The organism is Cypionkella sinensis (assembly GCF_042646385.1).
In the GTDB taxonomy this organism is placed as follows: Bacteria; Pseudomonadota; Alphaproteobacteria; order Rhodobacterales; family Rhodobacteraceae; genus Cypionkella; species Cypionkella sinensis.
The window spans coordinates 572,940-591,682 of the sequence record NZ_JBHRTO010000001.1 but is presented as its reverse complement, the minus strand read 5'-3'; the positions used below and the strand labels follow the sequence as shown (position 1 = coordinate 591,682).

23 protein-coding genes are annotated in these 18,743 nt (G+C 61.9%); 16 read left to right on the top strand and 7 right to left on the bottom strand.

Annotated elements, in window-relative coordinates; translation table 11 throughout:
• Positions 1-4 precede the first annotated feature (4 nt).
• The 5 genes from ACFOGH_RS02930 to ACFOGH_RS02910 all read right to left on the bottom strand — a co-directional run bounded on the left by ACFOGH_RS02930 (position 5) and on the right by ACFOGH_RS02910 (position 5,024).
• Positions 5-358: a DUF1304 domain-containing protein gene (locus ACFOGH_RS02930; protein ID WP_380071549.1), complete on the bottom strand. Its 354-nt coding sequence runs from the start codon at positions 356-358 to the stop codon at positions 5-7.
• A gap of 151 nt (positions 359-509) precedes the next feature.
• The gene (locus ACFOGH_RS02925) at positions 510-1,676 is read right to left on the bottom strand and encodes a M20 aminoacylase family protein (RefSeq protein ID WP_380071548.1); all 1,167 of its coding nucleotides are present in this window, start codon (positions 1,674-1,676) and stop codon (positions 510-512) included.
• Between the two features lie 52 nt (positions 1,677-1,728).
• Entirely contained in the window at positions 1,729-2,886 is a 1,158-nt protein-coding gene (locus ACFOGH_RS02920; protein ID WP_380071547.1) for an amidohydrolase, read from the bottom strand.
• Between the two features lie 11 nt (positions 2,887-2,897).
• Positions 2,898-4,148 carry an Hsp70 family protein gene (locus ACFOGH_RS02915; RefSeq protein WP_380071546.1) on the bottom strand — a complete coding sequence of 417 codons (1,251 nt, stop codon included), beginning with the start codon at positions 4,146-4,148 and terminating at the stop codon, positions 2,898-2,900.
• Positions 4,149-4,406: 258 nt separating this feature from the next.
• Complete coding sequence (locus ACFOGH_RS02910; protein ID WP_380071545.1) at positions 4,407-5,024, bottom strand: lytic transglycosylase domain-containing protein; 618 nt, start codon at positions 5,022-5,024, stop codon at positions 4,407-4,409.
• A 212-nt stretch (positions 5,025-5,236) separates the two neighbouring features.
• On the opposite strand from ACFOGH_RS02910, the gene ssb reads away from it, so the two are divergent.
• From ssb to ACFOGH_RS02875, 7 genes are all read left to right on the top strand, one after another.
• Positions 5,237-5,788, top strand: coding sequence for a single-stranded DNA-binding protein (gene ssb, locus ACFOGH_RS02905; RefSeq protein ID WP_380071544.1), 552 nt, complete (start codon positions 5,237-5,239; stop codon positions 5,786-5,788).
• 41 nt (positions 5,789-5,829) lie between these two features.
• Positions 5,830-6,771 carry an acyltransferase family protein gene (locus ACFOGH_RS02900; protein WP_380071543.1) on the top strand — a complete coding sequence of 314 codons (942 nt, stop codon included), beginning with the start codon at positions 5,830-5,832 and terminating at the stop codon, positions 6,769-6,771.
• 93 nt (positions 6,772-6,864) lie between these two features.
• The gene (locus tag ACFOGH_RS02895; protein WP_380071542.1) at positions 6,865-7,227 is read left to right on the top strand and encodes an SUF system Fe-S cluster assembly protein; all 363 of its coding nucleotides are present in this window, start codon (positions 6,865-6,867) and stop codon (positions 7,225-7,227) included.
• Positions 7,228-7,288: 61 nt separating this feature from the next.
• A complete protein-coding gene (locus ACFOGH_RS02890; RefSeq protein WP_380071541.1) occupies positions 7,289-7,639 on the top strand; it encodes a HesB/IscA family protein in 351 nt (116 codons plus the stop codon).
• 174 nt (positions 7,640-7,813) lie between these two features.
• The gene (gene tpiA / locus ACFOGH_RS02885; protein ID WP_380071540.1) at positions 7,814-8,557 is read left to right on the top strand and encodes a triose-phosphate isomerase; all 744 of its coding nucleotides are present in this window, start codon (positions 7,814-7,816) and stop codon (positions 8,555-8,557) included.
• 57 nt (positions 8,558-8,614) lie between these two features.
• On the top strand, positions 8,615-9,541 hold the full coding sequence (locus ACFOGH_RS02880; RefSeq protein ID WP_380071539.1) for a DMT family transporter: 927 nt from the start codon (positions 8,615-8,617) through the stop codon (positions 9,539-9,541).
• A gap of 11 nt (positions 9,542-9,552) precedes the next feature.
• Positions 9,553-10,725, top strand: a complete 1,173-nt coding sequence (locus tag ACFOGH_RS02875; protein ID WP_380071538.1) for a cytochrome P450 — start codon at positions 9,553-9,555, stop codon at positions 10,723-10,725.
• A 126-nt stretch (positions 10,726-10,851) separates the two neighbouring features.
• Here the strand turns inward: ACFOGH_RS02875 and ACFOGH_RS02870 are convergent, their stop codons facing one another.
• Positions 10,852-11,313: an Lrp/AsnC family transcriptional regulator gene (locus ACFOGH_RS02870; RefSeq protein WP_380071537.1), complete on the bottom strand. Its 462-nt coding sequence runs from the start codon at positions 11,311-11,313 to the stop codon at positions 10,852-10,854.
• Between the two features lie 240 nt (positions 11,314-11,553).
• On the opposite strand from ACFOGH_RS02870, the gene ACFOGH_RS02865 reads away from it, so the two are divergent.
• The 7 genes from ACFOGH_RS02865 to ACFOGH_RS02835 all read left to right on the top strand — a co-directional run bounded on the left by ACFOGH_RS02865 (position 11,554) and on the right by ACFOGH_RS02835 (position 16,610).
• Complete coding sequence (locus ACFOGH_RS02865; protein ID WP_380071536.1) at positions 11,554-11,880, top strand: DUF2849 domain-containing protein; 327 nt, start codon at positions 11,554-11,556, stop codon at positions 11,878-11,880.
• On the top strand, positions 11,873-13,543 hold the full coding sequence (locus ACFOGH_RS02860; protein WP_380071535.1) for a nitrite/sulfite reductase: 1,671 nt from the start codon (positions 11,873-11,875) through the stop codon (positions 13,541-13,543). The genes ACFOGH_RS02865 and ACFOGH_RS02860 overlap by 8 nt, the downstream gene beginning before the upstream one ends.
• Positions 13,533-14,282 carry a phosphoadenylyl-sulfate reductase gene (locus tag ACFOGH_RS02855; RefSeq protein ID WP_380071534.1) on the top strand — a complete coding sequence of 250 codons (750 nt, stop codon included), beginning with the start codon at positions 13,533-13,535 and terminating at the stop codon, positions 14,280-14,282. The genes ACFOGH_RS02860 and ACFOGH_RS02855 overlap by 11 nt, the downstream gene beginning before the upstream one ends.
• Positions 14,279-14,683, top strand: coding sequence for a DUF934 domain-containing protein (locus ACFOGH_RS02850; RefSeq protein ID WP_380071533.1), 405 nt, complete (start codon positions 14,279-14,281; stop codon positions 14,681-14,683). Before ACFOGH_RS02855 ends, ACFOGH_RS02850 begins: the two co-directional genes overlap by 4 nt.
• A gap of 98 nt (positions 14,684-14,781) precedes the next feature.
• Positions 14,782-15,603, top strand: a complete 822-nt coding sequence (locus ACFOGH_RS02845; RefSeq protein WP_380073959.1) for a ferredoxin--NADP reductase — start codon at positions 14,782-14,784, stop codon at positions 15,601-15,603.
• 166 nt (positions 15,604-15,769) lie between these two features.
• Positions 15,770-16,120 (top strand): MbcA/ParS/Xre antitoxin family protein, encoded by a 351-nt coding sequence (locus ACFOGH_RS02840; protein ID WP_380071532.1) that lies wholly within the window; start codon positions 15,770-15,772, stop codon positions 16,118-16,120.
• Positions 16,101-16,610, top strand: coding sequence for an RES family NAD+ phosphorylase (locus ACFOGH_RS02835; RefSeq protein WP_380071531.1), 510 nt, complete (start codon positions 16,101-16,103; stop codon positions 16,608-16,610). Before ACFOGH_RS02840 ends, ACFOGH_RS02835 begins: the two co-directional genes overlap by 20 nt.
• 82 nt (positions 16,611-16,692) lie before the next feature.
• On the opposite strand, the gene ACFOGH_RS02830 is transcribed toward ACFOGH_RS02835, so the two are convergent.
• Positions 16,693-17,223: a hypothetical protein gene (locus tag ACFOGH_RS02830; protein WP_380071530.1), complete on the bottom strand. Its 531-nt coding sequence runs from the start codon at positions 17,221-17,223 to the stop codon at positions 16,693-16,695.
• Between the two features lie 116 nt (positions 17,224-17,339).
• Between ACFOGH_RS02830 and infC the strand changes: the two genes are divergently transcribed.
• Together infC and ACFOGH_RS02820 are read left to right on the top strand one after the other, a co-directional pair.
• Complete coding sequence (gene infC / locus ACFOGH_RS02825; protein ID WP_449248532.1) at positions 17,340-17,957, top strand: translation initiation factor IF-3; 618 nt, start codon at positions 17,340-17,342, stop codon at positions 17,955-17,957.
• A gap of 151 nt (positions 17,958-18,108) precedes the next feature.
• On the top strand, positions 18,109-18,696 hold the full coding sequence (locus tag ACFOGH_RS02820; RefSeq protein ID WP_380071529.1) for a YdeI/OmpD-associated family protein: 588 nt from the start codon (positions 18,109-18,111) through the stop codon (positions 18,694-18,696).
• Positions 18,697-18,743: the final 47 nt, after the last annotated feature.

The following is an 18,743-nucleotide window of genomic DNA, read 5'->3' as shown; positions in this document are numbered from 1 at the left end:
GGCCTCATATCCCCGCCAACACCGCGACTATCGCCAGCGCCGCAGGCACAGCCTGCACCAACAATATCCGGCGTGAGGCTGTCGCAGCACCGTAAATCCCCGCCACCAACACGCAAACCAGAAAAAACAGCGCCACGCCGCGCCCATCCGCCCCCAACCAAAGCGCCCAGATCAACCCTGCCGCCAGAAACCCATTATAAAGCCCCTGATTGGCCGCCAACACCTTGGTCTGCGCCGCAAATTCCGCCGAGGTTCCAAACACCGCCCGCGTACGCGGCGCCTGCCAAAGAAACATCTCCAACACCAGAATATAAAGATGCAGCACCGCAATCAGCCCGATCAGACCCGTCGCAATCATCGCTCATCCTCTCTGCTCAAATATCCCCGCCGGAGGCTCCCACCGCCCATCCCGCGCACCGTGTCAAACCCAGCCAACCAGAGCCACCAAACCCCACTGCCCCCTGAAGGCGGTGGGGTGGGCGGGTGGGAACCGCCTGAGGGGGGCAGTTCTACGCCGCTGGCATCCGCGCTTCCACCATCCCGGCATACCAGCTTGACCCAAACGGAATCGCATTATCGTCAAAGTTATAGGCCGGATGATGCACCATCGCCGTGTCGCCATTGCCGACGAAAATATACGCCCCCGGCCGCTCCAGCAGCATGAAGCTGAAATCCTCGGCCCCCATCAACGGCGCCGTATCGGTATCGACCTGCCCCGACACCGCCCGCGCCACCTCTGCCGCATAGTCGGTATTTTCAGGCGCATTCACCGTCACCGGATAGCCGCGCGTGTAGTCCACCACCGCCACCGCCCCCAAAGCTTGCGCCGTGCCCTCAGCAATCGCCTTCACCCGGGCCTCGACATAATCCTGCACGCCGAAATCCATCGTCCGCACCGTGCCCTTCATCTTCACCACCTGCGGGATGACGTTATGCGCCGTGCTGTCCGTCGCCACCGTGCAGACCGAGACCACCACCTGCTTCAACGGGTCCACCCCGCGCGAAGCAATCGTCTGCAGCGCCACAATGATATGCGCGGCCACCACCGTGGTATCAATGCAGTCATGCGGTTTCGCCGCATGGCCACCCTTGCCCGTCACGGTGATCTCAAACTGATCCGCCGCTGCCATCATCGCACCCGGGCGGATGGCGAAATGCCCCACCGGAATCCCTGGCATATTATGCATCCCGTAGACTTCCTGAATCCCCCAACGATCCATCATGCCATCGGCGCACATCTCGCGCCCACCGCCGCCACCTTCTTCCGCCGGTTGGAAGATCAGCACCGCCGTGCCATCGAAATTCCGCGTCTCGGCCAGATATTTCGCTGCCCCCAGCAGCATCGAAGTATGCCCATCATGCCCGCAAGCGTGCATCTTCCCCGGCACCTTGGAGGCATAGGCCACCCCGGTCTGCTCGATGATCGGCAGCGCATCCATATCCGCCCGCAAGCCGATCACCCGGCCGCTGGTATCGGTCTTGCCCTTGATCACCACCACCACGCCGGTGCGACCAATGCCCTCTGTCACCTCATCACAACCAAACGAGCGGCACAGCTCTGCCACCCGCCCAGCGGTGCGATGCACCTCAAACAACAACTCGGGGTTTTCGTGAAAATCCTGCCGCCATCCGGCGATCTCGGGCAGCATCTCGGCAAATCGGTTTTTCGGGGCCATGGCATATCTCCTTTGCGCCATGATTTGAGCAAACGCCCCCGCCCTGCAAGCCCTATCCGCGCGCGCGCATCATCCCCGCCAGCCAAGCCGCGCCGTAAGGCAGGCCCGCGTCGTTATAAGCATAGGCCGGATGATGCAGCAAAGGCCCGTCGCCATTGCCGACAAACATGAACGCCCCCGGCACCGCATTCAGAAACTCGCTGAAATCCTCCGACACCATCATCGGCGCCACATCGGCCTCAACCGCCGCCGAAATCCCCCGCGCCACTGCCACGGCATGACCCGCACAAGCCGCATCATTCACCGTTGCAGGCGCGTCGCGCAGATACTCCACCTCTGCCACCCCGCCATGCGCCGCTGTCACGCCCAACACCACCGCCCGCAGCCGATCCTCCAGCAGGTCCTGCACGCCCGGATCAAAACTCCGCACGGTCCCGGTCAGCACCACCCGCGCCGGGATCACACAAGCCCCCGCCCCCTCGCTGACAACCGTAGACACTGACAAAACCGCCGCCTGCAACGGATCAACATTACGCGAAACCACCGTCTGCAACGCCACCAACACATGCCCCGCGATCATCACCGGGTCCAAGGCCAAATGAGGCTGCGCCGCATGCCCGCCCCGCCCGGAAATCTCGATGCGAAACATATCCGCCGCCGCCATGATCGGCCCCGGCCGCGTGGCATAGGCCCCCACCGCCAACCCCGGCATATTGTGCAGCGCGTAAACCTCATCAATCGGATAGCGCGCCAGAAACCCCTCGGAAATCATCGCCCGCGCGCCACCGCCCGCTTCCTCGCCGGGTTGAAAGATCAGCACCGCCATCCCGGCAAAATCACGCGATCCGGCCAAATGTTTCGCCGCCGCGAGCAGCATCGCCGTATGCCCGTCATGGCCGCAAGCATGCATCACCCCCGGCACCGTGCTGGCAAAGGCCACGCCAGAGTCTTCGGTGATCGGCAAAGCATCCATATCCGCCCGCAGACCAATCCGCCGCCCCGGCCTGTTGCCGTTGATCACCGCGACCACCCCAGTGCCGCTCCACCCAGCCTCAACACTGTCGCAGCCAAAACCGCGCAGCAATTCCGCCACCCTCGCCCCGGTGCGATGCTCAGCAAAGCTCAACTCTGGATAGGCATGAAACTCCCGCCGCCACGCCACAGCCTCGGGTAAGATCGCCTCAATCGCCGCCAGCATATGCCCTGTCATTCTCGGCCCCCTCAGGAAAACTTCCGCCGCGCATCCAGCGCAAGGCCAGTCCCGACAGAGCCAAGCATATCCCCCGTGGCAATCGCAACCCCCGGCAGCGCCGCCTGCACGCAAGCCCGCAGCACCGGCAGGCCCGAGGAACCCCCGGTCATGAACACAGTGCCAATATCCGCCACGCCCACACCCGCCTGCGCCAGCACAGCCCCCAGCCGTTCCGAAATCCGCTCCACCAGTGGGGCGACCGAGGCTTCAAACCCCTCACGCCGCAGCATCGGGTTCGGCCCGCCCGTCAGCGCCGAAAGCTGCAACCGCACCGCCTCTTGATCCGAAAGCGCGATCTTCGCCGCCTCGACCGCCATCGCCACCGCATGCCCGTTGCGCTCGGAGACCACCCGCATCAGCCGCTCCAGCAGTTCCGGGCGATCCACCTCACGCGAGAACGCCTTGAGGTCCGCCAGACAGCGCTGGGTATACAGCATGTTGATGCGGTGCCATGTCGCCAGATCAAGGAAATAATGGTTCGGCATCAGCCCCTTACCCTGCTTGGTGGTGGCCTTGTAACCCAAATGCGGCATCACTTCCGCCAAAGACAGCATCCGGTCAAAATCGGTGCCGCCCACCCTGATCCCGTCATTGGCAAGAATATCGCCCGCCCGATCCGCCGCCCGCGCCCGCTCTGGTGACACCCGCACGATGGAAAAGTCGGATGTGCCGCCGCCGATATCGACGATCAGCACCAGTTCTTCGCGCGCGATCCCCTGCTCATACTGCAAAGCCGCCGCAATCGGCTCATACTGAAACGCCACCTCGCGAAAGCCCAAGCCGCGCGCGATCTCCTCCAGCGCCACCTGTGCCTTCATATCCCCGGCCTCATCGCTATCAACGAAATGCACCGGCCGCCCCAAAACCACCCGATCCGCCCCCGGCGCATGGCTCCGCAACACGCCCACCATATGGCGCATAAACCGCGTCAACACCTCGCGGAACGACACCGCACGGCTGCCGATCGCCGTGCGTTCATCAATCATCCCCGAGCCAAGCGTGCTTTTCAGCCCCCGCATCAGCCGCCCCTCATCGCCGCGCAAATAGGCCGCAATCGCCGCGCGCCCAAACTCCGGCGCACCGCCATCCTGCTCCCAGAACACCGCCGAGGGCAGCGTTTCCGCCTGATCTTCCAAGCCGATCAGCCAAGCGCGCTCTGCATCCGCCAGCGACACCGTCGAGTTCGAGGTGCCAAAGTCGATCCCACAAAACAGCGTCATATCCGGCCCCTCGGTGATGGAAAACGCACGCTGTAGCCGCCGACGCGCAGGAAGTAAACCAAGCGCTAGGCCCCAACAGCCAAATCGCTGCGCAGTTTCTTCTTGGCAAAAATACTCCCGCCGGAGGCATCCTCCGCCTCAACCCGCATGGCGATTCCGAACTCGCCAAACGCTAACGAAGGATCAAATACCCTTCACCAACCCATTGATTTTATATAAATGCAAACCCTGTCCACGCGTGGACACAACAGAAAACCCTCAGCCCAGAATCGCCAGAACGTAGTTTTCCGTCTCATCGTAGGGCGGCACTCCGCCGTGTTTTTCCACCGCCAACGGCCCCGCATTATAAGCCGCCAGTGCCAGTTTCCAGGTGCCAAAACGGTCATACATCATCCGCAAATAGCGCGCCCCGCCCTCAAGGTTCTCACCCGGATCGTTGATATCCACACCCAACCGATCCGCCGTCCCCGGCATCAGTTGCGCCAGCCCCGTCGCTCCCTTGACCGACACCGCCCCGGTGTTCCAGCCACTTTCCTGCTGCACCAGCCGCAGGAACACATCTTCGGGCACGCCATGCTTGCGGGCAGCGGCCTTTGCGACCTCAAGGTACTCGCCCTTATACTTGCCAGTGAACCGCTTCACCGGTGCATCGCCACCAGCAGCGGAGGTATCCTTGTTGTAATTCGGCTTCAACCGCTCAGACCCGCTATAGACCACCGCAAGTTTGCCATCCAGCAGCGCCATCTGAGACTTCATCAACGCCGCCCGGCTTTTCTTGCCGCCCAGCTTCAGCGCTTCGGCCTGCGCCACCCCCACCATGGCCGAGGCTACGCCCGCCGCAATCATCACCCGCAAGACCAACGCCGCAAATCGCATGGTAATCCTGTTTTCCGCCGCAACAAACTCGCGGCACTATACGCATTTTTCCGCCTAGTGCCAGCCTTGTGATGGAACCGCCCCTGGGGCGATCGGCAAAGCCTTGCCCATGTGGGCGGCGAAGTCCGGTTGCGGGGCCAGATGGGGCAGTCTATAGAATTTCTTAACCATCTGCCCGCGATGCTGGCGGAGACAACGGAATCAGGGAGACTATGATGGCAGGCGTTAACAAGGTGATCATCGTCGGCAATCTGGGCCGCGACCCCGAAGTGCGGAATTTCCCCAACGGCGGCAAAGTGGTGAACCTGCGCATCGCCACCTCGGAAACGTGGCGCGACAAGCAAAGTGGCGAACGGAAAGAGCGCACCGAATGGCATTCGGTCGCGATCTTCAACGAAAACCTTGGCAAGATCGCCGAGCAATATCTGCGCAAAGGCTCTACCGTCTATGTCGAGGGCCAGTTGGAAACCCGCAAATGGCAGGACCAATCGGGTGCGGATCGCTACACCACCGAAGTCGTGCTGCGGCAGTTCCGTGGCGAACTGACCCTGCTCGGCGGCCGTGACGGCGGCGGCGCGGGCGCAGGCGGCGGCGATGATGATCGTGGCCGTTATGAAGATCAGGGTGGCGGCGCAGGTGGCGGCTATAGCCGTGGTGGAGGTGGCGGTGGTTACGGCGGCGGCAACAGTGGCGGTGCTGGTGGCTATGGCGGCGGCAGTTCGGGCGGTGGCCGCTCAGATATCGACGACGAGATTCCGTTCTAAACCTGCGATAACATCAGGCACTTATTCCAATGGCCAGCGCCATGCGCAGTCGCGCCGTCGATATCCTCAAGCTGGTGCTGGCCTTCATGGTCGTCGGCATCCACGCCAATCCGTTTGCGCCACTGGGGCGGACGGCGATCTTGCTGACCGGAGACGGGTTGTTCCGGCTGGGCGTGCCGATCTTTCTGCTGTTTAACGGCTATTTCCTGCACGCCGCCGTGGCCCGTGATCGCGGCTGGGGCTATGTGAAGCACGCAGGCCAGCTTTATGTGCTGTGGATGCTGATCTATTTGCCGCTGTATTGGCCGGTGCTGGCGGCGCGCGGGCTGGGGCCGAACCTGCGCACATTGATCTTCGGCTATTGGCATCTGTGGTATCTGGCCGGGATGGTGATGGCGGCAGCGCTGATCGTCGGTATTGCGCGCTGGTCGAACCGCGCTTTGCTTTTGCTGATGGCTGCGACATTTCTGGGCGGGCTTGGCGTCACCTATGGCATGGCCTTCGATCTGATCGCGCCGAACAAGCAGATTTTCTCTGACCCGCTCTTGGCCAACCGCAACCCGCTGCTGCTCTGCCTGCCCTATATGCTGGCAGGTTTCCTGATCGCGCGGATGCAGGTGACAGATCGCGTGGCGGTGGGCTGGCTACAAGTCGCGGCCCTCGTCGGGGTCGCGCTGGTCTTGGCCGAATCGCTGCTGCTGGCGCGCTTTGCCATCAAAGGCGTGGCGCATGACAACATGATCGCCCTCGGCCTTGCAGCCCCGGCGCTGATGCTGCTGGCGTTGAAATGGCCCGGAACCTTGGCTACCCGCGTGGTCAGCGACTATGCCTCGGGGATCTACTTCATCCACGTCGCCTTCGTGGCGCTGCTGTTTCGCTATGAAGATTTCAGCCGCCCGGCGATCTATGCCTGCGCTGTCGCGGGCTCGCTGCTGCTGGTTTGGGCCATCCGCAAAGCGGGGCTGGAGCGACGGTTGCTGTGAGGCCTGCGACACCACCCAGCAAAACATATTCCTGCACTAGACCTTTGCGCGGCATTCCCTATATAAACGGTCAACTAACCGCGTGAGAATGTCATGAACCAGCCGCTGGACCAGATCGAGGGCGCGCCCCTGATCCGCCCCTCTACCACCGAACATCCGCTGTATGAGCAGGTGGTTGAGGCTTGCCGCACGGTCTATGACCCGGAAATTCCGGTTAACATCTTTGATCTGGGCTTGGTCTATACCATTGACATCTCGCCGGAAAACAGCGTCGAAATCCTGATGACCCTGACCGCCCCCGGCTGCCCGGTGGCAGGCGAAATGCCCGGTTGGGTGCAGGATGCGGTCGAACCCGTCGCCGGGGTGAAAGAGGTCAAGGTCGGCATGACCTTCGATCCGCCCTGGGGGATGGAGATGATGTCGGATGAAGCGCGGCTGGAACTGGGCTTCATGTAAGTCCCTTGCGGGACGCTTACCGTAATCCTATCTTTGCTGCATAGCTTAAAGGACCACATCCATGTTCGGCATCCCAGGCAAAGCCGCTGTCACCCTGACCCCGATCGCCGCCAAGCAGATTGCGCGGCTGATGGCCAAGCAAGGCTCGGCTGGCCTGCGCATCGGCATCAAGAAGGGCGGCTGCGCGGGCATGGAATACACCATGGATTACGTCGCCGAAAGCAATCCGCTGGATGAGGTGGTAGAGCAAGACGGCGCGCGGGTGTTGATCGCACCGATGGCGCAGATGTTCCTGTTCGGCACCGAGATCGACTATGAAACCGACCTTCTGCACGCAGGTTTCAAGTTCAACAACCCCAACGTGGCCGAGGCTTGCGGCTGCGGCGAAAGCATCAAGTTCAAAGACGCCTGATCTGGCGGCAATCGCCGTGATCTGAAGGCGCGGCGTGCCGCCGCAAGCCGTTTCAGCGCTTGCGCGCGGTGGGTGCCCTGCAGCGGCCAGTGGAAAATCCTGCTATCCAGCACCCTGCCCCTTTCGCTTGGCCAGCCAAATCGTTACGCCTTGCAACAGATCAGGGAGGACGCGATGAAAAAGCTGGCAGCAGGCAACTGGAAGATGAACGGATCGGCGGCGGCTTTGGCCGAAGTGCAGGCTTTGCTGGCGGCCCATCCCGACCCCGCTTGCGAGATGCTGCTCTGCCCGCCTGCCACGCTGCTGGCGCAGATGAACTGGGCCGCGCGTGGTTCGGTGCTGAAACTCGGCGGGCAAGATTGCCATACCGCCGCGTCCGGCGCGCATACCGGCGATATTTCAGCGGATATGCTGAAAGAGGCGGGTGCCACTTACGTCATTCTCGGCCATTCCGAACGCCGCGCCGATCACGGCGAAAGCGATGCGCTGGTGCTGGCGAAAGCGCAGGCTGCCATCGCGACAGGTTTGGTGGCAGTGGTCTGTCTGGGCGAAACCGAAGCGCAGCGTGACGCAGGTGAGACTTTGGCGGTGATCGGCGCACAGCTTGACGGATCGGTGCCGCGCGATGCCAGTGCCGCGCAACTGGTGATCGCCTATGAACCCGTCTGGGCCATCGGCACCGGGCGCACCCCCACCATCGCGCAAATTGCCGAAGTGCACAATTTCCTGCGTGCCCGACTGACCGCCCATATCGGTGCCGAGGCGGCAAACACCCGTCTGCTCTATGGCGGCTCGGTCAAACCGTCCAACGCCGCCGAGATTTTCGCTGTGGCTGATGTCGATGGTGCTTTGGTGGGTGGTGCCAGCCTGAAAGCCCCCGATTTCGGTGCGATTGTCAGCGCTCTCGCCGCCGCCTGACCCTGCCGCGTCGCGGACAGAGCAGCCAAGCCTTTTCGGATTGCCCAAATATACAGCATGACAGCCGCAGCCCAAACCCCCGCCCCCGCAGCGCCCAGCCTTCTGGGGGCCAATCTGATCTGCATGGCCTCGATGCTGATCTGGGCCGCTGGCCTGCCCGCCGCCGATTTCATCATCCCCTTGCTGCCAGCAGACCAACTCAGCGCCTTGCGGATGGCCTTGGCCGCCCTGTCGCTGCTGCCGATCTGGGCTCTGATGGAGGGGCCGGGGGCGCTGTTGCGCGTCAACTGGCTGAAGGGCATCGCGGTGGGCAGCCTTATCGGCCTTGGTGCATGGTTTCTAGTGCAGGGTCAGGCACGCGGCGGGGCTGTCACTGCAGCCGTTATCTCGGCAACCCTGCCTGTGGTCGGCATCGCACTGGAAGTGGCGCTGGATGGCCGTAAGCTGACCAAAGCGCTGATCCTGGGCCTTTTGCTGTCACTCGCGGGCGGCATGATGGCGCTGGATTTCAAGGCAGGCGGGCTGTCTTTGGGCTTTGGCGCGCTGTTGTGCTTCGGCTCGGTGGTCTCCTTTGCCTTGGGATCGCGGCTGACTGTCACGGCCTTTCCCGGCCTGTCGCCGATTGGCCGCACTGCCTTGACCATCGCCGGTGCCGCGATTGCGGTCAGCGTGGTGGCCAGCCTTGGCATCGCCGCAGGCAACCCGCTGACTGATTTCAGCGGCTGGGGCTGGAAAGAAGGCATTGCCTTGCTGGCGTTCTCGGTCGGCTCGCTGGGGATCAGCCAGTTGATGTGGATCATGTCGGTGGAAAAACTCGGCATTGGTCTGTCATCGCTGCACATCAACGCAGCCCCGTTCTATGTGATGATCATCCTGTTCTTCCTCGGCGGGCGCTGGGATTGGGGCCAAGCCGCCGCCGCCTGTCTGGTCGCCATCGGCGTGCTGATCGCGCAAGGCATCATTCCGTTGGGCAGGCGGGCTTGAAGGACGCGCATATGAAAACCCTGCAGCAATCGCCACTTGACCCCGCCTTCGTGCAAAACCCCTATCCGTTCTACGAAACCGCCCGCGCGGCAGGCCCGTTCTTCCACTGGGCCGAATACGGCATGGCCTGCACCGGCAACGCCGCCGCCTGCAACGCCATCTTCCGCGACCGCCGTTTCGGGCGTGAGGCCCCGGCGGAACTGGCCCCCAAGATCCCCGAGCATCTGAAACCATTCTACGCGGTTGAGGCCCATTCGATGCTGGAGCTTGAGCCGCCCCGCCACACCCGCCTGCGCGGTCTGGTGCTGCGCGCGTTCACCTCGCGCCGCATCGCCGCCCTGCAACCCGAAATCGAAACCCTGAGCCACCAGTTGATCGACGCCTTCCCGACCGGCCCCTTCGATCTGCTGGCGCATTTCGGCCAGAAACTGCCGGTGATCATCATCGCCCGCCTGTTGGGTGTGCCCGAGACGATGTCGGATGATCTGCTGCGCTGGTCGAATGCCATGGTCGGCATGTATATGGCCGGACGCGACCGCGCCCGCGAAGACCGCGCCATTGCTGCAACCGAGGCTTTCGTGGCCTTCATGCGCCAATATGTCGAGGCCCGCCGCGCCGATCCGCGCGATGATCTGATCACCAGCCTGATCGCCGCCGAAGAGGCTGGCGAGAAGCTGACCACGGATGAGCTGATCACCACCTGCATTTTGCTTTTGAACGCAGGGCATGAGGCCACGGTGCACACCATCGGCAATGGCGTGAAAACCCTGCTGCAGACCGGCCACCAAGCCACCGCCGAAAATGCCGAAACCTGCATCGAGGAAATCCTGCGCTTTGATCCGGCTCTGCATATGTTCACCCGCTGGGCTTATGAGGATATCGAGGTGATGGGCCACACGTTCCATCGCGGCGATCAAGTGGCGCTGCTGCTCGCTGCCGCGAACCGTGACCCCGGTGTCTGGGACGACCCCGCCCAGTTCCAACCGAACCGCCCGATCAAGCCGCATGTCAGCTTTGGCGCAGGCCTGCATTTCTGCGTCGGCGCACCGCTGGCGCGGCTGGAGTTGCAGGCTGCCCTGCCGATCCTGTTCCAGCGCCTGCCAAATCTGCGGCTGGTCGAGGCGCCGGTTTATGGCGATGTCTATCATTTCCACGGGCTGACCAAGCTGCTGGTGCAGGCTTAAGAGAGGGGCCAGCCCCTCGGCTTCGCCTCACCCCGGAGTATTTCTGCCAAGATGAAGCCGCTTTCACTTTGGTGTAATATGCTCGGGGGACGCTAAGGCGCAGAATGATCGTTGAATATCATTTGGCTACAGCGGCAGCGTGGTTGTTGCCTTGATCTCTTCCATGCTCAGCAGCGCGGTTACGTTGTAAATCTTCACTTCCGAAATCAGCGCCTGATAGAACGTGTCATAGGCGCGCGCGTTTTTCACCCGCACTTTCAGGATGTAATCAATATCCCCCGCCAGCCGATGCGCTTCCAGCACCTCGGGGCGGCTTCGCAGCACTTGCAAGAACTTGCGCTGCCAGTCGGCCTCGTGCTGCGAGGTGCGGATCAGCACGAAGAAACACGCCTCCAGCCCCAGGCTTTCGGCATCCAGCAAAGCGGTCTGTTTCAGGATCACGCCCTGTTCGCGCATCCGCCGGATACGGTTCCACACCGGGGTTTTCGAGCTGCCCACCTTGCGGGCGATTTCATCCAGAGATTGCTCAGCATCCTCTTGCAACTCGGCAAGGATTTTCCGATCCAACTCGTCCAACTGGGCTGCCATTCGCCAGACACCTTGCTTTGCGGAAATTCATTCTAATCCATCGCAGTATCGGAACATTTTTCCTTATCCGCAAGGGGGACTGGCAAAAACAGGGGAAAATATCCTATATTGGCAGGGTAATTCTATGGGTTCGCAGCCTGCCCTACCAAGCTTGGCCTTGCAGGTGCCGCCGCGATCCTCTACCGCCGCACCGCAACCGATATCCAAGCCCAAACTCAAGCCCAGCACAGGGACACCAGCATGAGCCGCCAGTTCACCCCGAAAGTCGTCACTGCCAATGATCTGCGCGAAGGCGATGTGGTCTATCTTACCGCAGATGACCGCTGGAGCCGTCTGCACCACGAGGCCGAACTGCTGAGCGATGAAGCCCAGGCGCAGACCCGGCTGGCCTTTGCGGCATCGCAACGCAATGTCATCGTTGGCGCTTATCTCGCCGATGCCAAGGCTGGCCCACACGGCCCCGAACCTGTGCATTTCCGTGAGGCGTTCCGCACCCGTGGCCCTTCCAACTACGCGCATGGCAAGCAAGTGGATCTGGGCAAGCAAGTGGACCTGCAAAATGTATAACTACTCCGATTTCGATGAATCCTTCGTCCGCGCCCGTGTGGCGCAATTCACCGATCAGGTCGCCCGTCGTCTGGATGGTAGCCTGACCGAGGATGAATTCCGCCCACTGCGCCTGATGAATGGCCTCTATCTGCAACTGCATGCCTATATGCTGCGCGTGGCAATCCCCTACGGCACGCTGAACCCCAAGCAAATGCGCCAACTGGCGCTGATCGCCGACACCTGGGATAAAGGCTACGGCCATTTCACCACCCGGCAGAACATCCAGTTCAACTGGCCGAAACTGCCCGACGTGCCCGCGATCCTTTCCGCCTTGGCGGATGTGGAAATGCATGCCATCCAGACCTCTGGCAACTGCGTGCGCAACGTCACCGCCGACCATTTCGCCGGTGCCGCCGCGGATGAGATTGAAGACCCCCGCCCCTATGCCGAGCTTTTGCGGCAATGGTCCACCGACCACCCGGAATTCCAGTTCCTGCCGCGCAAGTTCAAGATCGCCATCACCGGCAGCCCCAATGACCGCGCCGTGACCAAAGCGCATGACATCGGCCTGCGCATGGTCCGCAACGCCGCCGGAGAGCCCGGCTTTGAAGTGATGGTCGGTGGTGGCCTTGGCCGCACCCCGATGATTGCCTTCACCGTGCGCGATTTCCTGCCCGTGGCCGACCTTTTGCCTTACGTCGAGGCGGTGCTGTCCGTCTACAACATCCTTGGCCGCCGCGATAACAAATACAAAGCCCGCATCAAGATCACCGTGCACGAGACCGGGCGCGACGAAATCGCCCGCATGATCGAAGAGCGCTTTCTGGAAACTCGCCCGCAATTCGGCGGCGCGGACCAAGCGCTGCTGGATGACATCCGCGCGGCCTTCGCCCCACCCGCCTTCCGCAACGCGCCCACCGATACCTATGATGCCTTTTACAAGGCCGACCCGGTGTTCCGGGCGTGGGTCGATACCAACCTCGCCCCGCACCGCAATGACCAATATGCTATCGTCACCATCAGCGTCAAAGCCCATGGCCAGACCCCCGGCGATGCCACCAGCGCGCAGATGCGGGTGATGGCGGACCTTGCCGAGCAATACGGCCACGGCGATCTGCGCATTTCGCACGAGCAGAATGTGATCCTGCCGCATGTGCATAAATCCGACCTGCCTGCGGTGCATGCAGCGCTGGTGCAGGCGGGCCTTGGCACCGCCAATGTCGGTCTTCTGTCCGATATCATCGCCTGCCCCGGCATGGATTACTGCGCCTTGGCCACCGCCCGCTCAATCCCGGTCGCACAGGAAATCTCGTCGCGCTTTGAGGAGTTGAAGCTGGAGCATGACGTTGGCCCCCTGAAGATCAAGATCTCGGGCTGCATCAACGCCTGCGGGCATCACCATGTCGGCCATATCGGCATCTTGGGCCTCGACCGCGCCGGGGTGGAAAACTACCAGATCACGCTGGGCGGTGACGGCACCGAGACCGCCAGCATTGGCGAGAAAACCGGCCCCGGCTTTGCCTATGACGAGATCGTGCCCGCGATCGAGCGGATCATCCGCGCCTATCTGGAAATCCGCGAGGATTCGTCGGAAACCTTCCTGCAAACCTACCGCCGCACCGGGTTTGCGCCGTTCAAAGCCGCACTTTATGGTGCCGAAGGCGGGCGTGATGCCGCGTGATTTCCCCTCAGGCTCGGTGGCAGAGCGCGTCGCGGTTCTCAACGCGCGCTACAAACACCATGCCGCGACTTCGGTGCTGGAACATGCGCTGAAGGATGATGACTTGGGCCGCGTCGCCCTTGTGTCGTCGTTTGGTGCGGAATCGGTGGTGCTGTTGCATCTGGTCTCGGTGATCGCCCCGGAAACCCCGGTGCTGTTCGTCGATACCCGGATGTTGTTTCAGGAAACCCTCGACTACCAGCGCGAACTGGCCGAGAAGCTGAACCTCTGCGATGTGCGCACCATCCGCGCCAACCCGGCACGGCTGAATTTTGAAGACCCCGACAACACGCTGCACCAGTTCAACACCGACGCCTGCTGCAACGTGCGCAAGGTGGAACCGCTGGAACGTGCCTTGGTGCAGTTTGATGGCTGGATCACCGGCCGCAAGCGCTTCCAATCCGCGACCCGCACCGCCGTCGAGTTCTTCGAGGCCGAAGGCGATACCCGCATCAAGGTCAACCCCTTGGCGCATTGGGGCCGCGAAGATCTGGAAGAATACATGATCAACAACCGCCTGCCGCGGCACCCTCTGGTGTCGCAAGGCTACCCGAGCATCGGTTGCGCCCCTTGCACCAGCAAGGTCGCCCCCGGCGAAGATCCCCGCTCGGGTCGCTGGCGCGGACAGGAAAAGACCGAATGCGGCATCCATTTCATCAATGGCAAGGCCGTGCCGATCAGAAAGGACAGTGCAGCATGAGCGTTCTCGTCACCGATCAGGGCTTTGCGCCCGCCCCCGAAGTCGCCGCAGTGCCGCTGGCCGAGATCACCGCGCATACAGGCGCGGTAGATCTGCTGCACACCGACGCGCCCGAGGCTTTGCTGCCCTATCTGGCCAACCTCACGCTGATCCGCATCGCCTTCCCGGCTTTTTCCGATGGCCGCGCCTTCACCATCGGGCATCGTTTGCGCGCGCTTGGCTACAAGGGTCATCTGCGCGCCATGGGGCCAGTGATCGCCGACCAATATCCGATGGCGCGGCGCACCGGCTTTGACGATGTGGAAATCCCCGATGAGATGGCCGCCCGTCAGCCCGAAGCGCAATGGAAATTCCGCGCCGACTGGAAGGCGCATGATTACCAATCGCGCCTGCGCGCATAAGCCCAATTCCGCCCGCTGCCCCGCTGCGCTACAAGGCCGCATCGCTGCCCCCCTAGCGGCACGTGCCCAAGACGACCGTCTCAACCGAAAGCCCGCCCATGTCCTCCTCTGCCGAAGCCACCCTCTCGCCCGCCAAACCGCATCTGCCCGATGCGCAAACCGTGACTGCAGTGAAACACTGGACCGACCGGCTGTTTTCCTTCCGCGTCAGCCGTCCGAAAAGCCTGCGCTTCCGCTCGGGTGAATTCGTGATGATCGGATTGATGGGCGACAACGGCAAACCCCTGCTGCGTGCCTATTCCATCGCCTCTCCTGCATGGGATGAGGAATTGGAATTCTACTCGATCAAAGTGCCCGATGGTCCGCTGACCTCGAAACTCCAGCACATTCAGGTCGGCGATGAAATCATCCTGCGCCCGAAACCCGTCGGCACCTTGGTGCATGACGCGCTGCTGCCCGGCAAACGCCTGTGGCTGCTTTCCACCGGCACCGGCTTCGCACCCTTCGCCAGCCTTCTGCGCGAACCCGAGACCTATGAGAAATACGACCAAGTCATCATGATGCACACCTGCCGCGAAGTGGCAGAACTCGCCTATGGTCAGGCCTTGGTCGAAAGCCTCGCCGATGATCCGCTGATTGGCGAGATGGTGGGTGACAAACTGCGCTATTACCCCACCACCACCCGCGAACCGTTCCACCACATGGGCCGCGTCACCGACAACCTGACCTCCGGGAAAGTGTTTGCCGATCTCGACCTGCCAAAAATGAACCCGGAAGAAGACCGCGCCATGGTCTGCGGCAGCCTTGCCTTCAACGTCGACGTCAAAGCCATCCTCGAAGGCTTTGGCCTACATGAAGGCGCCAATTCCGACCCGAAACAGTTCGTCGTCGAGAAAGCCTTCGTCGGCGACGGGATCTGATCGCTCGGCTTCATCTTGGCAAAAATACTCCCGCCGGAGGCTTCTTCCGCAAATGGCGGATGCCTCCGGCGGGAGTATTTGCGCCAAGATGAAGTCCACAGCAGCGATAGCTTTGACATTCCACACAGATTGACCTATATATACGTCAATCTGAATGGAGGTCGCGATGAACATCCTCGCCTTTTCCGACAAATCCCTGTTCCAACCCCGGCTGCTGGCCGAGGAATGGCTGACCACGCAGGATGAAATCGCCCGCACCGCTGGGCTGGGTCGCGATGCAATCGCGCGTAAAGATCGGCTGGCTTCTGCGAAAACCCAAACCCGCCTGCGCGAGATGGTCGAAATCATCAACCGCCTGACGCCGCGCTTTGGCTCGGGGCTGGTGGCCTATGCTTGGTTCCGCTCTGAACCCCTGCCCGGTTTCGGCGGCATGACCCCGGCGCGGCTGGTGCAGGATGGCAAAGCCGAGGCGGTGATGGACTATATCGACGCCGTGGATGCGGGCGGCTTTGCCTGATCCGTCCACCTGCTACCAAGGCCCGCTTTACCGCGCCCTGAACCCGATCTGGGCGCGTGATCCCTTGTCAGGCGAAGGTGCCAGGCGCCATGGTGGGCGCTTTAACGCCAAGGGCCGTGCGGCGTTATATACCGCGATGACAATCATGGGCGCTGTGGCGGAGGCCAACCAGATTGGCCGCCCGTTCGAGCCTGTAACGCTGGTCAGCTACATCGCCGATCTCGACAACATCTTCGACAGCCTGAACCCCGCACATCTGGCGGCGCATGGCATCAGCGCCGCGGATCTGGCGGCGGACGACTGGCGTTTGCAGATGATGGCTCGCGGCACATCTAGGGCGCAAGACGCAGCCGAGGCGCTGATCGCCGCAGGCTATCACGGCCTGATCGCACCGTCTTTCGCCAAAGGCGCCGCACCGGATGCGCGCAATCTGGTGCTTTGGCATTGGCCAACGCTTACGCTGATCGACACCGAGCATCGCCTGAAATAGAGGCCGGATATGCAAAGGCCGCGCTCGGGTTTTCCCGGCGCGGCCCTGTTTGCCCGAAGGCGCAGACGTATCAGCCCAAGGCTTACATGCCCAAAGCGGTCTTCACGGCAGCCAGAGCTTCCGGCACTTTTGCAGCATCGGTGGCCGCTGCATCAACGCCGGTTTTCAGCGTGGTTTTCAGCGCATCATCCAGCGCCGATGCGTCGATCAAAGCCTTGACCTTGACGGCATCGAAGTTGGCCGGGTCGAGCACAGCCATCGCGTCGCTCGCCATCGAGGTCGCTGCAGCGGTGGCATCGGTTGCAGCCGAAGTGGCCGCAGCAGTTGCATCATTGGTCGCGGTGGTTGCAGCCGCAGCCGCATCATTGGCAGCCGTGGTGGCAGCCGCAGCCGCTTCATTCGCCGCAGCGGTTGCTGCCGCAGCCGCATCATCTGCTGCTTTCTTGGTCGCTGCAGCCGCTTCTTCTGCTGCCTTGGTCGCTGCTTCTTCTGCAGCCTTGGCCTCTGCCGCAGCGGCTGCCGCTGCCTCTTGCGCCGGTTTCATGCTGAACTGGTAATAGCCAGCGCCAGCCAAAGCGATCAGCACGATGCCGATAAGGACGTTCTTGTTCATAATCATTCTCCCAATACCGAGTACACATCGGTTAGCCCGGCTATGACAGAATCGGCGGCAAAAGAAAAGACCTGCACCAGCCAGCACCGGGCCAGAAGCCAAACCATGCACAAATCTTGCGGCTTTTCAGGTTGAAGCTTGCCCGCCACAAGACTATCTTGCGCCAGCCAATAACCATTCAAAGGACCACCACCATAGCCCGCAGACCTCACAATGCCCCGCCGCAACGCGAAACCGGCCCGCGCATCAACGATCGCATCCGGTCGCCCGAGATTCGCCTGATTGGCGCAGATGGGGAAAATGTCGGTGTCGTCACCCCCGCACGCGCGATGCAGATGGCCGAGGAAGCCGGGCTCGATCTGGTGGAAATCTCGCCCAACGCCGAGCCGCCAGTCTGCAAGATCATGGATTTCGGCAAGTTCAAATATGAACAGCAAAAGCGTGAGGCCGAAGCCCGCAAGAAGCAGCACATCATTGAGATCAAAGAAATCAAGTTCCGTCCCGGCACCGACACGCATGACTATGATGTGAAGATGCGCTCGGTGCTGAAATTCCTTGATGAAGGCGACAAGGTGAAAGTCACCCTGCGCTTCCGGGGCCGCGAAATGGCGCACCAGGAACTTGGGCTTGAATTGCTCAACCGCGTCGCCGCCGATGTCGGCGATGCTGGCAAGATCGAATCGATGCCAAAACTTGAAGGTCGCCAGATGGTGATGATGGTCTCGCCGAAATAGGCTAGACCCGCCGAACTGGCGAAAATTCTTGTAGCAAATTTGGGGGCCATTGGCCCCCTTACTTTTGCCCGCCCGCCCGCTGCCCGCCTCGGCGCGATAGACAGCCGCTTTGGCCTGCATTACCCCTGACAGCAATGTCCGGGGGAAGATGATGGCAGATTCCGACACGCAAATTGCCGCGTTCTTTGACGAAGCACCGATCTGGCGGGCCGAGTTGCAGGCGCTGCGCGCGCTCTTGCTGGCCTGCGGTTTGCAGGAAACCTACAAATGGCGTGGGCCCTGCTATTGCCACGACGGCGGCAATGTCGCCCTGCTCTGGGGCTTCAAGGAGGCTGCGACGCTCGGTTTCTTCAAAGGCGTGCTGCTCGAAGATCCCGCAGGCATCCTGCTGGCACCGGGTGAAAACTCCCGCGCGGTGCGGATGGTGAAATGCGCCGATCTGGCGCAGATCACTGCCATGGCCGAGACGCTGCGCAGCTATATCCGCGCAGCCATCGCGCTGGAAACATCAGGCGCGAAAATCAGTTATCCCAAGGATGATCTGCCCTACCCCGAAGAATTGATCATCGCGCTGGAACAAGACCCCGAACTGGCCGAGGCCTTTGATGCGCTGACGCCGGGGCGCAGGCGGGGGTATCTGTTGCATTTCAATCAGCCGAAAGCCTCGGCCACCAAAACCACCCGCATCGAAAAGCACCGCCCGCGTATCCTCCAAGGCAAGGGAATGAATGATCGGTAGGGTGCGTGCTTGCACGCACCACCCTTATCCCGCCCCCCCAAAGCCCC

Excerpts from the sequence above, each read along its gene's own strand:
- ACFOGH_RS02870 (WP_380071537.1), bottom strand. The coding sequence starts at position 11,313 with ATGGCAGCCCAGTTGGACGAGTTGGATCGGAAAATCCTTGCCGAGTTG.
- ACFOGH_RS02865 (WP_380071536.1), top strand. The coding sequence starts at position 11,554 with ATGAGCCGCCAGTTCACCCCGAAAGTCGTCACTGCCAATGATCTGCGC.
- ACFOGH_RS02840 (WP_380071532.1), top strand. The coding sequence starts at position 15,770 with ATGAACATCCTCGCCTTTTCCGACAAATCCCTGTTCCAACCCCGGCTG.
- ACFOGH_RS02860 (WP_380071535.1), top strand. The coding sequence starts at position 11,873 with ATGTATAACTACTCCGATTTCGATGAATCCTTCGTCCGCGCCCGTGTG.
- ACFOGH_RS02930 (WP_380071549.1), bottom strand. The coding sequence starts at position 358 with ATGATTGCGACGGGTCTGATCGGGCTGATTGCGGTGCTGCATCTTTAT.
- ACFOGH_RS02875 (WP_380071538.1), top strand. The coding sequence starts at position 9,553 with ATGAAAACCCTGCAGCAATCGCCACTTGACCCCGCCTTCGTGCAAAAC.
- ACFOGH_RS02850 (WP_380071533.1), top strand. The coding sequence starts at position 14,279 with ATGAGCGTTCTCGTCACCGATCAGGGCTTTGCGCCCGCCCCCGAAGTC.
- ACFOGH_RS02895 (WP_380071542.1), top strand. The coding sequence starts at position 6,865 with ATGAACCAGCCGCTGGACCAGATCGAGGGCGCGCCCCTGATCCGCCCC.
- ACFOGH_RS02820 (WP_380071529.1), top strand. The coding sequence starts at position 18,109 with ATGGCAGATTCCGACACGCAAATTGCCGCGTTCTTTGACGAAGCACCG.
- ACFOGH_RS02915 (WP_380071546.1), bottom strand. The coding sequence starts at position 4,148 with ATGACGCTGTTTTGTGGGATCGACTTTGGCACCTCGAACTCGACGGTG.
- ACFOGH_RS02880 (WP_380071539.1), top strand. The coding sequence starts at position 8,615 with ATGACAGCCGCAGCCCAAACCCCCGCCCCCGCAGCGCCCAGCCTTCTG.
- ACFOGH_RS02830 (WP_380071530.1), bottom strand. The coding sequence starts at position 17,223 with ATGAACAAGAACGTCCTTATCGGCATCGTGCTGATCGCTTTGGCTGGC.
- ACFOGH_RS02890 (WP_380071541.1), top strand. The coding sequence starts at position 7,289 with ATGTTCGGCATCCCAGGCAAAGCCGCTGTCACCCTGACCCCGATCGCC.
- ACFOGH_RS02900 (WP_380071543.1), top strand. The coding sequence starts at position 5,830 with ATGCGCAGTCGCGCCGTCGATATCCTCAAGCTGGTGCTGGCCTTCATG.
- ssb (WP_380071544.1), top strand. The coding sequence starts at position 5,237 with ATGATGGCAGGCGTTAACAAGGTGATCATCGTCGGCAATCTGGGCCGC.
- ACFOGH_RS02925 (WP_380071548.1), bottom strand. The coding sequence starts at position 1,676 with ATGGCCCCGAAAAACCGATTTGCCGAGATGCTGCCCGAGATCGCCGGA.
- ACFOGH_RS02845 (WP_380073959.1), top strand. The coding sequence starts at position 14,782 with ATGTCCTCCTCTGCCGAAGCCACCCTCTCGCCCGCCAAACCGCATCTG.
- ACFOGH_RS02855 (WP_380071534.1), top strand. The coding sequence starts at position 13,533 with ATGCCGCGTGATTTCCCCTCAGGCTCGGTGGCAGAGCGCGTCGCGGTT.
- tpiA (WP_380071540.1), top strand. The coding sequence starts at position 7,814 with ATGAAAAAGCTGGCAGCAGGCAACTGGAAGATGAACGGATCGGCGGCG.
- ACFOGH_RS02835 (WP_380071531.1), top strand. The coding sequence starts at position 16,101 with ATGCGGGCGGCTTTGCCTGATCCGTCCACCTGCTACCAAGGCCCGCTT.
- ACFOGH_RS02910 (WP_380071545.1), bottom strand. The coding sequence starts at position 5,024 with ATGCGATTTGCGGCGTTGGTCTTGCGGGTGATGATTGCGGCGGGCGTA.
- ACFOGH_RS02920 (WP_380071547.1), bottom strand. The coding sequence starts at position 2,886 with ATGACAGGGCATATGCTGGCGGCGATTGAGGCGATCTTACCCGAGGCT.